We start from the raw sequence: 12,312 nt of genomic DNA on the forward strand, positions 1-12,312 counted from the left end.
GATGCAGTTATACGGCACAGACATCACCTCGCGCCTTCTGCTAGGCACCGCGCAGTACCCCTCTCCCGCGATCCTTGCCGAGGCGATCCGCGCCTGCGGCACCCAGATCGTCACGGTCTCGCTGCGCCGCGAAACCGCCCAAGGCTCAGGGGCGGGGTTTTGGGACATGCTGCGCGACACGGGCGCCCGCGTGCTGCCCAACACCGCCGGATGCCACAGCGCACAAGAAGCCATCACCACCGCCCATATGGCCCGCGAGATCTTTGGCACCAACTGGATCAAACTCGAGGTGATCGGCCATTCCGACACCCTCCAGCCTGATGTCTTCGCACTGGTCGATGCGGCGCGGGAACTCGTCGACGAGGGCTTCGCGGTCTTTCCCTACACCACAGATGACCTGGTGGTTGGTGAACGCCTTCTGGACGCTGGCTGCGAGGTGCTGATGCCCTGGGGGGCGCCGATTGGCTCGGGCCAGGGGCTGCGCACGCCGGATGCCCTGCGCGCGATGCGGGCGCATTTCCCCTATACCCCGTTGATCGTGGATGCCGGCATCGGCCGCCCCTCGGACGCGGCGCAGGCAATGGAACTGGGCATGGACGCGGTTCTTCTCAACACCGCCGTTGCACGGGCCGGTGATCCGGTTGCCATGGCTCGCGCAATGGCGCTGGCGATCGAGGCGGGCCGCCTTGGCCACACGGCAGATCCAATGGAACGGCGCGACATGGCCGTGCCCTCGACCCCGATCCTTGGCCTTGCGGAGCTTGGATAATGGAGCGTTTCTACCTCATCGTCAGCCACGTCAGCGCATTGGAACTGCTGGTGCCCCATGGCGTGAAACTGGTGCAACTGCGGATCAAGGACCTGCCAGAGACCGAAGTGCGCCGACAGATCGCCCGCGCCCGCGATTTCTGTGCCGTGCATGGCGCGCAACTGGTGGTCAACGACTACTGGCAGGCCGCCCTCGATCTCAACTGCGGCTTCGTCCATCTCGGACAGGAAGACATGAACACTGCCGACTTTGTCGCCCTGCGCCGCGCCGGTGTCCGGTTCGGCCTTTCCACACATGACGAAAGCGAACTGGATCGCGCCCTGTCTTTTGATCCGGCCTATGTGGCCTTGGGGCCAGTCTATCCCACCCTGCTCAAAAAGATGAAATGGGGGCCGCAGGGCCTTGAGAACGTCACGCGCTGGAAGCGCATGGCAGGCACCACGCCGCTTGTTGCGATTGGCGGCCTGGCACCTGATCGGGTGCCAGGTGTGTTCGAGGCCGGGGCCGACAGCGCGGCCGTGGTGACCGATATCCAGCAGGCCGACGACCCCGAAGCCCGTACGCGGGAATGGATCAGGGTGTGCAACGCATGAACCGCTATGCACGCCAGATGATCCTGCCCGACGTGGGCGAAGACGGACAGGCGCGGCTTGGCGCGGCGCATGTGGTCGTGGTGGGGGCCGGTGGTCTTGGCTGTCCTGTGTTGCAGTACCTTGCGGGCGCTGGTGTCGGCCAGATCACGGTGATTGACCCCGATCACGTGGAAGAGCACAACCTGCACCGCCAGCCGCTCTATCGCATGTCCGACATCGGACGCCCCAAGGCCGAAGCCGCCCGCGATGCCCTTCTGGCCACCAACCCCACCATCCACATCAAGGCCCTGGTCGCCCCGCTAACACCGCTCACCGCCCCGGATCTGGCGCAAACAGCCGATCTCGTGATCGACGCCGCCGACAGCTATGCCGTCTCCTACATCCTGTCCGACGCCTGTCTTGCGGCACAGACACCGCTGGTGTCGGCAAGCGCATTGGGACAAGGCGGCTATGTCGGAGCCTTCTGCGGTGGTGCGCCGTCGCTGCGGGCGGTCTTCCCCGATCTGCCATCATCCGGCGCAACCTGTGCCACCGCCGGCGTTCTCGGCCCCGTGGTCGGCGTGATCGGCGCGTTGCAGGGCCAGATCACCCTACAAATCCTTCTGAACACCACCCCCTCCCCGCTTGGCAAACTAGTATCCCTCGACCTCGCCACCCTGCGCCTGTCCGACTTTAGCTTTCTCGGCACGCCGGAACCCGACACCCACCTGCCTTTCCTGTCCAGAGCGCAGATCACCGAACAGGACATCGTGGTCGACCTCCGCAGCGAGACCGAGGCCCCACATCTCCCCACACCCAATGCCCTGCGGCTGGCACCGGACAGGATCGCAGAGCACCTGCCCCCAACCGACCGCCGGATTGTCCTGTGTTGCGCCACGGGATTGCGCGCATGGCGCACGGCGCTGGACCTGCAAGCCAGAGGCCATCGCACCCTCGCCCTTCAGGCGGCAAGGGCCGACCTATGACACGCCTCCTCGTGATTGCAGGCACCGACAGCAGCGGCGGCGCGGGGCTGACGCGCGATGTGTCTGTTGCTGCGGCCCTTGGCGTCACGGTCGCCCCGGTCGTCACCGCCGTCACGGCACAAACCCAAAAGGGCCTTGTTGACGCGGAACTGATGCAGCCCGACCTCGTGCAGTCACAAATCACCGCCGCCCTCGAAACCACGCGGCCAGACGCCGTCAAGATCGGTATGCTGGGCTCATCCGCGATTGCCGAAATCGTCGCCGCAACCCTGGCAGAGCAAGGCCTGCCCATCGTCCTTGATCCGGTACTTAAGTCCACATCCGGGGGAACCCTGCTTAAGGGCGGCCTCCCGAAGGCGCTATTGTCCATCACAACCCTGATCACACCCAACCTGCCCGAAGTCGCGGCCCTGACAGGCCTGCCCGAGGTCGCGGACCTTGCCCAGATCACGCAACAGGCGCGCACCCTGCAAGCCCTTGGCGCGCGGGCCGTTCTGGTCAAAGGCGGACACGCGGGCGGTCACGAGGCAACCGACCACCTGTTCGACGGAGACACCCACCACGCAATGTCCGCGCGGCGTCTGGATGTCCAACAGCGCGGCACAGGGTGTTCCCTGGCCACCGCCATCGCCTGCCACCTCGCCCTTGGACGAGACCTGAAAACAGCCTGTGATCTTGGCAAACGCCACATACATGACTGGCTGGCACGCGCCCGCCAGCCACACGCCGTGCTTTAATCCTCGGTTGGGGCTTTGAAGAGATCCTTGCGAAGGGTCATCAATGCGCCTGGATCGATCTTGGCCTGAATGACCGTGGTCTGCCCCGAGGCCATCGCGTCCTCAAGCGCAGGCCCCATTCCGCCCGGACCCTCGACCCAGATGCCCTTGCCGCCACACAGTTCTGCGAACTTGTCATAGCGCGGCGATTGGATTTCCGCCCCAAGCAGACGCCCGCCATAAAACTCTTGCTGATACGCTTTCTCAGCGCCCCAAGCTTCGTTGTCGAGCACAACGATGGTGATCGGCAGGCCATGCGATATCGCGGTCTGGATTTCGATCATCGTGTAGCCCACGGCCCCGTCACCCATGATCGCCACCACCGGCCGTTCCGGCGCGGCGGCCTTGGCCCCGATGGCCGCGGCAAGGCCAAATCCGACAAGGCCGAAATCGAGCGGCGTGATCAGCGACATCGGCGCATAATGCGCAAGCCGATCCGCCGCCTGAAGACAGGTGTTGCCCGTGTCCAGCGTGACAATCGCGTTTTCCGGAAGAGCCTCGCGGAGTTCCCCCAACGCGCGGCGCGGATGCATCGGCAGGGTGTCGATGGCAGCTTCCTCGGCCCGTTCGGCCCAAAGGCTGTCCATGTCCGCTTTGAACGCCGCGCGCCACCGATCGCACTCAGGCCGACAGCGGGTTTGCGTCAAGGCCTCTGCCGTCAACCGGGCATCCCCCTGCGCCGCGATTTCGGCAGGGAAGTATCGCCCAACGGCCGATCCCTCAACGTCCACATGTGCAATCCGTGTTTCCGCCCCAACATAATCGTTGCTGTGGAACGTCGAATTGAACCCAAGTCGCGCGCCAAGAACCACCATGACATCGGCCTCTTTCGTAAGACGGCTGGCAACGCGGTTGCCGCGCGGCCCGGCCTGACCGGCAAACCACGCATGGCGGTGCGGCATGACATCGGCGTGGCCGGTCGAGGCCACGACCGGCACCTCCAGGGTTTCGGCGAGCGCAACCAAAGCCGCGCGCCCCTCCCCCCATTTGAAACCACCGCCCGCAAAGATCACCGGACGCTCTGCGGTTGAGAGCATGGATGCAATGGCGTCGATGTCGCGCGGAGCAGCTGGCCCCGGGCGGGCGATGTTCAGGGGCTGCGGCTGGATTTCGGGAACCTCTTCCGCAAACAGATCACGCGGCACATGCAGGACAACCGGCCCGCGCCGGCCCGTATTGGCAAGGCGGATCGCATCTTCCAGCATCGGCGCGAGGCGCGACGGATCGGTGACCATCACCGAGCGCTTTGAGATCGGGGCAAACAAGGCAACCTGGTCGACCTCCTGAAAGGTGTCCTTGCACTGGTCGGCGCGGGTGATCGCACCAGCAATCACCACCATCGGTGAATAGGCCAGCTGCGCCTCGGCCACGGCGGTGACGATATTCACCACCCCCGGCCCGGCCTGTGCGCCCAGGACCACGCCCGGTTTGCCTGTCATCCGGGCCCAGGCATCGGCCATATGCCCCGCCGCCCTTTCGTCACGCGCGCCGACATAGGCAATGTCTTTGCCCTGATACATGGCGTCGTACAGTTCCAGCATCGAACCACCAAGCAGACCGAAAACGGTATCGATGCCATTGGCCTTGAGAACGCGATAGACGGCTTCGCCGCCAGTGATGTTGGTCATAGGTCAATCCTCTGATCGGGGCCGCTGGTTTTGCGGGTCAAAAATGGCGTCCGAGTGGACGGTAACAGGGATGGCGCGATTCAGGATCTGAACGCTCAGGCCTTCGCGGGGCGTACCTTTGCGAACGAAAAGCCAGCCCAGTGACTTGCCGACGGTATAGCCATAGCCCCCCGAGGTGGTCAGACCGACGGCCTCGCCATTCAGCAACACAGGCTCACCGCCGTGGATATCGATATCCTCCGCGTGAAGTTCGGCGTAGAACAGCTCCCATTCGGGCGCAGCCTGCAAAAGCGCATCCCGCCCGACAAACTCGCGCCCCTCGGTCACGACAAAACGCTCAAGCCCGACATCAAACGGTCCGACATCCGTGGTCAGCTCGCCCGAGGCACGATAGGCCTTTTCCATACGCATCCCGTTGAACGCATAGCTGCCGAGATCGGTAAGCCCGTGCTTGGCACCCACGTCGAACAGCGCGTCATAAAGCGTTCCGATGTGCTCGAGCGGGGCGTGCAACTCCCATCCCAGTTCCCCCACGAAGGATACACGCAGCGCATAGCAGGCAACACCTGCCACCGTGATTTCCTGCCCCGACAACCACGGGAAAGCGGCGTTTGACAGATCCGCGTCGGTCAACTCGCCAAGGATGCCGCGAGAGGCTGGACCGGACAGCGCCAGCATGCCCCAATCCGCCGACCGATTGACCATCTGCACATCTTCGCCTGCGCGAATATTGCTCTTGATCCAGTCGAAATCGGGATTGGCCCGCGCGATCGGAGAACCGGTGAAAAAGCGATCCTCGGCAATCCGCCAGATTGTGATCTCGGTTTCGAACCGTCCCTTTTCCGTCAGCAGGTGATTGAGGCTCATCCGCCCTTCGCGTGCCGGGATCTTGTTGGCCGAAAGGCGATCCAGCAAAGCGCCTGCGTCGTTGCCCGTGATCTCGAACTGCGCAAAGGCGCAAAGATCGATCACCCCCGCCGCTTCGCGGGTAGCCTTCGCCTCGTTCAGGGCGTTTTCATGCCAATCCTGATGCCCCCAGCCAATCTGTTCACTCTCGCCCACCGCGCCGAAATAACGCGGGCGCTCCCAACCGGCGACCTCGCCAAACACGGCCCCCTTGGCGGCCAGCCGATCGTACAGGACATGGCGATTGAGTGGGCGCAGGCTGTGGAACTGCTTGCCCGGACATGGCGTGTCATGACGGCGCATGAACTCGTCCTTGGTGCGCTCGACGATGAAGTGATCGGTGCTGAAATCGCCGTACCGCCGCGGGTCCATGCCCCGCGTGTTGATCGGCGTTTCGCCATGCACCATCCAGTCGGCCAGCACCTTGCCGGCACCGCCCCCCCAGGCCAGACCGATTGAAGAACCGCAGGACAGCCAGACATTCGGTGCGCCCGAAGGACCGACCAGCATCCCGCCATCCGGCGTATGGGTGATCGCCCCACGCACAACGCGCTTGATGCCAAGGTCCGCCAGAATGGGCATCTTGTCGAAAGCCACCATCAGGAAATCACCAATCGAGTCGTAGTCGGCTTCGAACAGCTCGTTCTCCGCCGCCCAGGGCGCACCCTGCGGCATTTCCCAGACGGTTGGACAGACGTGGCCCTCGTAGATACCGATCAGTCCCGATTTCTGCTCCTGCCGGATATAGCCGCCATAGGCATTGTCGCGCATCACGGGCAATTCCGGTCGATCCATGAACTCCGGCACCGTGTCCGTCACCAGATAGTGGTGCAGGCACGAGACCGAGGGAATTTTCAACCCGAACCATTCCCCGACCTGGTTGGCATAGCTGCCCGCCGCGATGACGACGTGTTCGGCCCAAACATCGCCCTTTTCGGTGCGCAGCAACCAGCCATCGCCCTTGCGCGAGGCACCCAGAACCTGGTTGTGGCGTTCAATTTTGGCACCCCGCGCACGCGTCGCCGCGGCAAGCGCCATGGTCACGCCCGAGGGGTCGATATGCCCGTCCTCGAAGGTTTGCACCGCCGCCTTGACGTCATCCACTTTGTAGAACGGATTGACCTTCGCGACCTCCTCAGGGCCGACCAGTTCCATCGGCAGATCCAAAAGCTTGCCGACCCCCATGATGGACTTCATCCAATCCACTTCGTCATCCGTTGTGGCAATGCGAAAGCCGCCAACCTCGTGCCAGCCAATGCTCTGGCCCGTTTCTCTCTCGACCCGCTTGTAGGTCTCGATCGAGGTCGTGTTGATCCATCCAGCCAAACGGCTGCCAACCGCGTGTGCGATCTGCCCGGCGGCGTGCCAGGTCGACCCCGAGGTCAGCTCAGCCTTCTCGAAAAGGATGGTGTCGGTCCAGCCGTTCTCGGCCAGCTGGAACTGGGTGGCCACGCCCATGATACCGCCGCCGATGATGGCGACCTGGGTGGTGCGCAGGGTGTCAGACATCAGAATGCCTCCTTGGCGGGTTTCAACGAAGCCTTGGCGGCAAAGCGGGTACAGGCGATCTCGACTTCGAAGCCGGACACAACCGTTGTTTCTGCAAGCTGTTCCAAGGGAGCCTCGACCATCGCCAGCGCCACGGAACGCCCAAAGCGATAGCTCCACGCGGCCGAGGTGATCTGGCCGACCACGCGGCCGTCAAAGTAAACCGGCTCGTCATGGATCGGGATGGCCTCCGGATCGTCAAACAAAACCGTCACGATCTGCCGCTCCGTGGGAAGGCGTTTGGAAACGCCTTCCGCAAGGGCCTTCGAAGGCCCTTCCAGCGCCGCCTCGCCAACGAACCCCGTGCCAAAGGCGCAGAACGCCCCCAAACCGGCCTCGAACGGCGTGGTGCCGGGGGACAACTCGTGCCCGAACGCCCGGAACCCGCTTTCGATCCGCAGGGAACCACTTGCGTAGAGCCCCGCGTGAGTCGCACCAGCCGCGACAAGTGCCTCGTGGGCCGCCATTGCCATTTCTGCCGGGATGTAGAGCTCGTATCCCTCTTCTCCGGTGAAACTCAACCGTCCCGCCCAGCCACGGGCCAGCCCGATCTCGACAGGAGCAAAGCCAAAGCGCTTCAGCTCTGGCACCGGGGCATTCGATGTGGCTTGCAAGACCCGCCGCGCCTCGGCCCCAGCCAGGCCGATGATGGCATAGCCGCTGGTGACATCTGTGAATTCAACGCGGAACGCCCCGCGCGTCTCACGCATACGTTTCAGATCGCGCACCACTTCGCCCGCGCCCACGATCATCAAATACGTGTCCGGCCCATGCCGCTGCACGGTGATGTCGCTTTCCACCCCGCCCCTGCGGTTCAGGATCTGGCTATAGGCGATGCGGCCTTCGGGAATATCCATCTGTGCCGCGCAAAGGTGATTGAGGAAGGCACAGGCATCCGGCCCCTGCACCATGATCTTGCCAAAGGCACTCTGATCCAGAATCGCGGCGCCGTCGCGACAGGCCTCCACTTCCCGTCCGACCTGTTCGCGCCATTTCGGGACGCCAAAGCTCAGGGGAAGATGCGCATCTTCGCCGCCGAAATGCACCGCACGTTCCCAGCCCCCCCGCGCCTCGAACCGCGCGCCTGCCGCGACAAGGCCCGCGTGAATGGGCGAACGGCGCTGGCCACGCGCGGTCTCCATGCTACGCCCGGGATAGGGGTTGTCATAGTGACGGCCAAGCACCTCGGGAATCCGCGCCTCAAGCGCCCCCAGCACGTTCATCTCGGGGCTGAAACGCCGGATGTCGGCCTCGTTCAGCTCCATCGTCGGCTCACCGGCGATGATCCATTCAGCCATCGCCTTACCCGCCCCACCGGCCAGCGCGATACCGGTCGAATTCATACCGCCCATCAGGAACAGCCCCGGCACCTCGGGGCTTTCGCCCAGCATGAACTGGCTGTCCAGCGTGAAACTTTCGGGGCCATTCAGCAGCATCCTCACCTCGGCCTTCTCCAGTGCAGGAATCCGCCGCAGCGCGTTTTCCATCATTGGCATGAAGTGGTCCCAATCCTCGTCCAGAAGATCGAAAGAGAAATCCTTGGGCAGGCGATCCAGCGGCAGCCCCTTGGCATGTGGCTCGAAGCTGCCAACCAACAGCCCTTCCACGTCGTCACGCGCATAGAGAAAGGCATCCTGATCGTTCAGTGTCGGCAGATGCGCGCCCTTGCCCAGCGCCTGCACCTCGGGCAGTGGTTTGGTCAGGATGTAAAAGTGTTCGCAGGCATAAAGCGGCATATGCGCACCCGCCATTGCCGCCACCTCCCGGGACCACAGACCACAGGCGATGACTACCTCGTCGGCCTCGATCAGATGTTCCCCCACCTCGACACCGGAAATGCGGCCACTCTTCTTTTGCAAGCCGGTCACGGCGGTGTCTTCGAAGATCTTTACACCGCGTGCGCGTGCGCCCTTGGACAGCGCCAGCGCAACGTCCGACGGGTTCACCCGCCCATCCGCAGGGGACCAGACCGCTCCGATCACATCGTCCACTTCGATCAGCGGCCAAAGTTCCTTGGCGCGGGCCGCATCGACAACCTCAGCCTCAAGGCCAAAGGCCCGCCCCAGCGACACCTGCCGTTTGATATTGGTCAGCCGGTCCTCGTTGGTGGCCAGCGTCAGGCTCCCGGTCTGGGTCCATCCAGTCGCCTGTCCGGTTTCAACCTCCAACTCGCCATAAAGATCAATCGAGTAGTTGATCAGCTTGGTCAGCGTTGCAGAGGGCCGCAACCGGCGCACGAGGCCCGCCGCGTGCCATGTGGTGCCGCTGGTCAGCTTTGAGCGTTCCAGCACCACGATGTCTTTGCGCCCCTCACGCGCGAGGTGATAGGCGATGGAGCAGCCGATAACGCCTCCACCGATGATCACGGTGCGGGCATGGGTTGGCAGGGTCATGTCAGGACTCCGTCACGAATGAGCGAGGAAATGGCATCGTCGAACAGGCTTACCGCCTCGTCGATCAGATCAGGCGTATGCGGCAGGCCGGTCACGCAAGAGGTAAACGACATGAAATCAACACCCCGCGCCAACAGGCCATCGCGAAGGGCTTTCACCAGCGTGGGCGGCGTTCTGCGGATCGCGGCAGCGTCGAGACCGTCGATGGAGGTACCCCCAAAATAGAGGTGGCAGGTCGAACTATCGCCATAGGCCAGCGCCGCGACACCATGGCGTTCAAAGCTTGCGTTGAACCCATCCCGCAATCGGGCGGCCATGGCATCTGCATGGGCCTGTACATCACCGGTCGAGAGGAGTTCCATCGCCTTCACGGCACCTGCGGCCACCATGGGGGCGGCGTTGAAGGTGCCCTTGTGGCTCACCGGTGGCGAAAGACCATCGCGGGTTTCGGCAGGCGACAAAAGGTTCATGATCTCGGCGCGGCCAATCACGGCACCGCCCGGCAGCCCACCCGTCACCACCTTGGCAAGCGTAGTCAGGTCCGGTGTCACGCCGTCACGTGCCTGTCGGCCACCCGGGGACCACCGCAAACCGGTAATCACCTCATCGAAGATCAGCACATGACCCGTTTCCGCCGTCAGCGCCCGGATACCTTGCAGGAACCCATCCGGCAGCGGCACCGAACCATAGTTGGCACCTGATGCTTCGACAAAGACGGTGCCGATCTGCGGGTCACTGGCAAGGACCTGGGCAATAGCCTCGACCGAAGGCGGCGCGACAACCGTCAGGTCGCTGATGGCCTGCGGCACGCCAAGCGACGGCGCGGTGTTGGCACCGGGCTTGGCCCCTTTGAGAAGCATGTCATGCCAGCCGTGGAAATGCCCGTCGATGCGCAGGACCTTGTCACGCCCCGAATGGGCGCGACCAAGACGCAGGGCAAGCATGGTTGATTCCGTCCCGGACCCGGTGAAACGCACCCGTTCCGCGCAGGGAAACAGCCGACATAGCCATTCGGCCCATTCGACCTCCAGCGGATGGCAGTCTCCGGTATAGGGCATGGCCCCCATCTGCCGCGACACCGCCTCGACGATCACTGGATGCGCATGGCCCAGCAACTGGCTCGCCGCGCCAAGCTTGAAGTCAATGTAACGCTTGCCGTCAGCGTCCCATTTCTCGGCCCCTGCGGCCCGTGTGAAATAGGCCGCGTAAGGCGCGCGATAGCGCAACTCGTGACTGACGCCGCCCGGCATGACAGCACGGGCGCGCGCGGCCCACTCGGCGTTCTTATGGCTCATGTCGGCCTCGCATGGTTAAGGATGATAGATTTCGGCGCGAGGTAAGCGGACAAACCCGCCAGCCCCTTTTCCCGCCCGATGCCCGAGTGCTTCACGCCACCAAACGGGACGGTGTCGCCACCGGTCAGAAAGCCGTTGATAAACACCTGTCCGGCCTCGAGCTTGCGGGCCAGCCAGAGGGCGGTGTCATGGCCGCGCGTATAGACGCCGGCAACCAATCCATAGGGGCTGTCATTGGCAATGCGCAGGGCATCTTCGGCATCATCACAAAGATGGGTCACCAGCACCGGACCGAAAACCTCGTCCCGCGCGATCTCTGCATCGGTTGGAACATCGGCAAAAATCGTTGGAGGAAAGAAAAAGCCGGGCCGATCAACACGCGCCCCGCCCAACACACAGGTCAGCCCCTGGGCCTTGGCCCGCGCAACGAAGCCTTCAACCCGGGCCAACTGCCCGCTCGAGATCAGGGGGCCGATGTGCGGATCGTCCAGCGGATCACCAAACCCCATTGCATGGGCCTTTGCCGCAACCTTGGCCAACAGCGCATCATGAACACTACGCGCACAGATAAGGCGTGCGCCCGCCGCACAAACCTGCCCCGCGTTGAAGAAAATCCCGCGCACCACCCCATCTGCGGCGGCATCAAGGTCTGCATCTTCCAGCACGATCACCGGGGATTTGCCCCCGAGTTCAAGCGTCACACCTGCCACCGGCGAGGATGCGGCCTGCATCACCTTGCGCCCGGTTGCAGTGGACCCTGTAAAGGTCACGTGGGCAATCCCCTCATGCCCTGCCAGGGCTGCACCGATCTCGCCGCCGCCCGTCACCACGTTGAACGCCCCGTCCGGCAGCCCTGCCTGTGTTGCAAGACGCGCCACTTCCAAAGCCGTAAACGGTGTGAGTTCCGATGGTTTGGCCACCACCGTCGCACCTGCCGCCAGCGCCGGAGCCACGCCGCGCGCAAGGGTCGATATCGGATAATTCCAAGGCAGAATATGCGCCGTGACGCCCACCGGTTCGGGCACTGTCAGTGCGGTCTGATCCGGCCCAAGCGGGATCGTTTCGCCATTCAGCTTGTCACACACCCCTGCGTAGAACCGGAAATAGTCCGACGCGCGCCCAACATCCCTGCGCGCCTGCGACAGGGGTTTGCCCACATTCGTAGCTTCGATCCGCGCCAGGTCGTCGGCATTCCTTGCAATCATATCCGCAAGCCGGTGCAACACCTCCGCACGCTCTGTTGGCAGCGTCGCAGCCCAAATCGGCAGGGCAGACGCAGCTGAGGCCACCGCCTGCGACACCTGATCCGCAGAGGCTTCGCGAAACGGCGTAAGCGGCGTCTCATGCGCCGGGTCGATCAAAACGCGCTCAGCGCCCTCGCCGTCCCGAAGCAAACCGTCCATCCATACGCCAAGGTCTTGGGTTGAAAGGGGCACGGA

General features: G+C 63.7%; 9 protein-coding genes. 4 read left to right on the forward strand and 5 right to left on the reverse strand.

The annotated features are described in order from the left end of the window. The first annotated feature begins 1 nt into the window (after window position 1). From ABWV42_RS03955 to thiD, 4 genes are read left to right on the forward strand one after another with little or no spacing between them, the layout of a single operon-like run. The gene (locus ABWV42_RS03955; protein ID WP_353339513.1) at window positions 2-769 is read left to right on the forward strand and encodes a thiazole synthase; all 768 of its coding nucleotides are present in this window, start codon (window positions 2-4) and stop codon (window positions 767-769) included. Beyond that, window positions 769-1,362 carry a thiamine phosphate synthase gene (locus ABWV42_RS03960; RefSeq protein ID WP_353338969.1) on the forward strand — a complete coding sequence of 198 codons (594 nt, stop codon included), beginning with the start codon at window positions 769-771 and terminating at the stop codon, window positions 1,360-1,362. The genes ABWV42_RS03955 and ABWV42_RS03960 overlap by 1 nt, the downstream gene beginning before the upstream one ends. Further along, a complete protein-coding gene (locus tag ABWV42_RS03965) occupies window positions 1,359-2,327 on the forward strand; it encodes a ThiF family adenylyltransferase (RefSeq protein WP_353338970.1) in 969 nt (322 codons plus the stop codon). The genes ABWV42_RS03960 and ABWV42_RS03965 overlap by 4 nt, the downstream gene beginning before the upstream one ends. After that, window positions 2,324-3,064: a bifunctional hydroxymethylpyrimidine kinase/phosphomethylpyrimidine kinase gene (gene thiD / locus ABWV42_RS03970; protein ID WP_353338971.1), complete on the forward strand. Its 741-nt coding sequence runs from the start codon at window positions 2,324-2,326 to the stop codon at window positions 3,062-3,064. The genes ABWV42_RS03965 and thiD overlap by 4 nt, the downstream gene beginning before the upstream one ends. On the opposite strand, the gene ABWV42_RS03975 is transcribed toward thiD, so the two are convergent. The 5 genes from ABWV42_RS03975 to ABWV42_RS03995 are packed head-to-tail and all read right to left on the reverse strand — an operon-like array spanning window position 3,061 to window position 12,276. Next, window positions 3,061-4,731, reverse strand: a complete 1,671-nt coding sequence (locus tag ABWV42_RS03975) for a thiamine pyrophosphate-binding protein (RefSeq protein WP_353338972.1) — start codon at window positions 4,729-4,731, stop codon at window positions 3,061-3,063. The two genes, thiD and ABWV42_RS03975, sit on opposite strands and share 4 nt — an antisense overlap. Before the next feature lie 3 nt (window positions 4,732-4,734). After that, window positions 4,735-7,146: a GcvT family protein gene (locus tag ABWV42_RS03980; RefSeq protein ID WP_353338973.1), complete on the reverse strand. Its 2,412-nt coding sequence runs from the start codon at window positions 7,144-7,146 to the stop codon at window positions 4,735-4,737. Further along, window positions 7,146-9,578 (reverse strand): GcvT family protein, encoded by a 2,433-nt coding sequence (locus tag ABWV42_RS03985; RefSeq protein ID WP_353338974.1) that lies wholly within the window; start codon window positions 9,576-9,578, stop codon window positions 7,146-7,148. Before ABWV42_RS03985 ends, ABWV42_RS03980 begins: the two co-directional genes overlap by 1 nt. Then, the gene (locus tag ABWV42_RS03990; protein ID WP_353338975.1) at window positions 9,575-10,873 is read right to left on the reverse strand and encodes an aspartate aminotransferase family protein; all 1,299 of its coding nucleotides are present in this window, start codon (window positions 10,871-10,873) and stop codon (window positions 9,575-9,577) included. Before ABWV42_RS03990 ends, ABWV42_RS03985 begins: the two co-directional genes overlap by 4 nt. Further along, window positions 10,870-12,276 (reverse strand): aldehyde dehydrogenase family protein, encoded by a 1,407-nt coding sequence (locus ABWV42_RS03995; RefSeq protein ID WP_353338976.1) that lies wholly within the window; start codon window positions 12,274-12,276, stop codon window positions 10,870-10,872. Before ABWV42_RS03995 ends, ABWV42_RS03990 begins: the two co-directional genes overlap by 4 nt. Between the last annotated feature and the right edge of the window lie 36 nt (window positions 12,277-12,312).

The organism is Pelagimonas sp. KU-00592-HH (assembly GCF_040369695.1).
GTDB lineage: Bacteria > Pseudomonadota > Alphaproteobacteria > Rhodobacterales > Rhodobacteraceae > Shimia.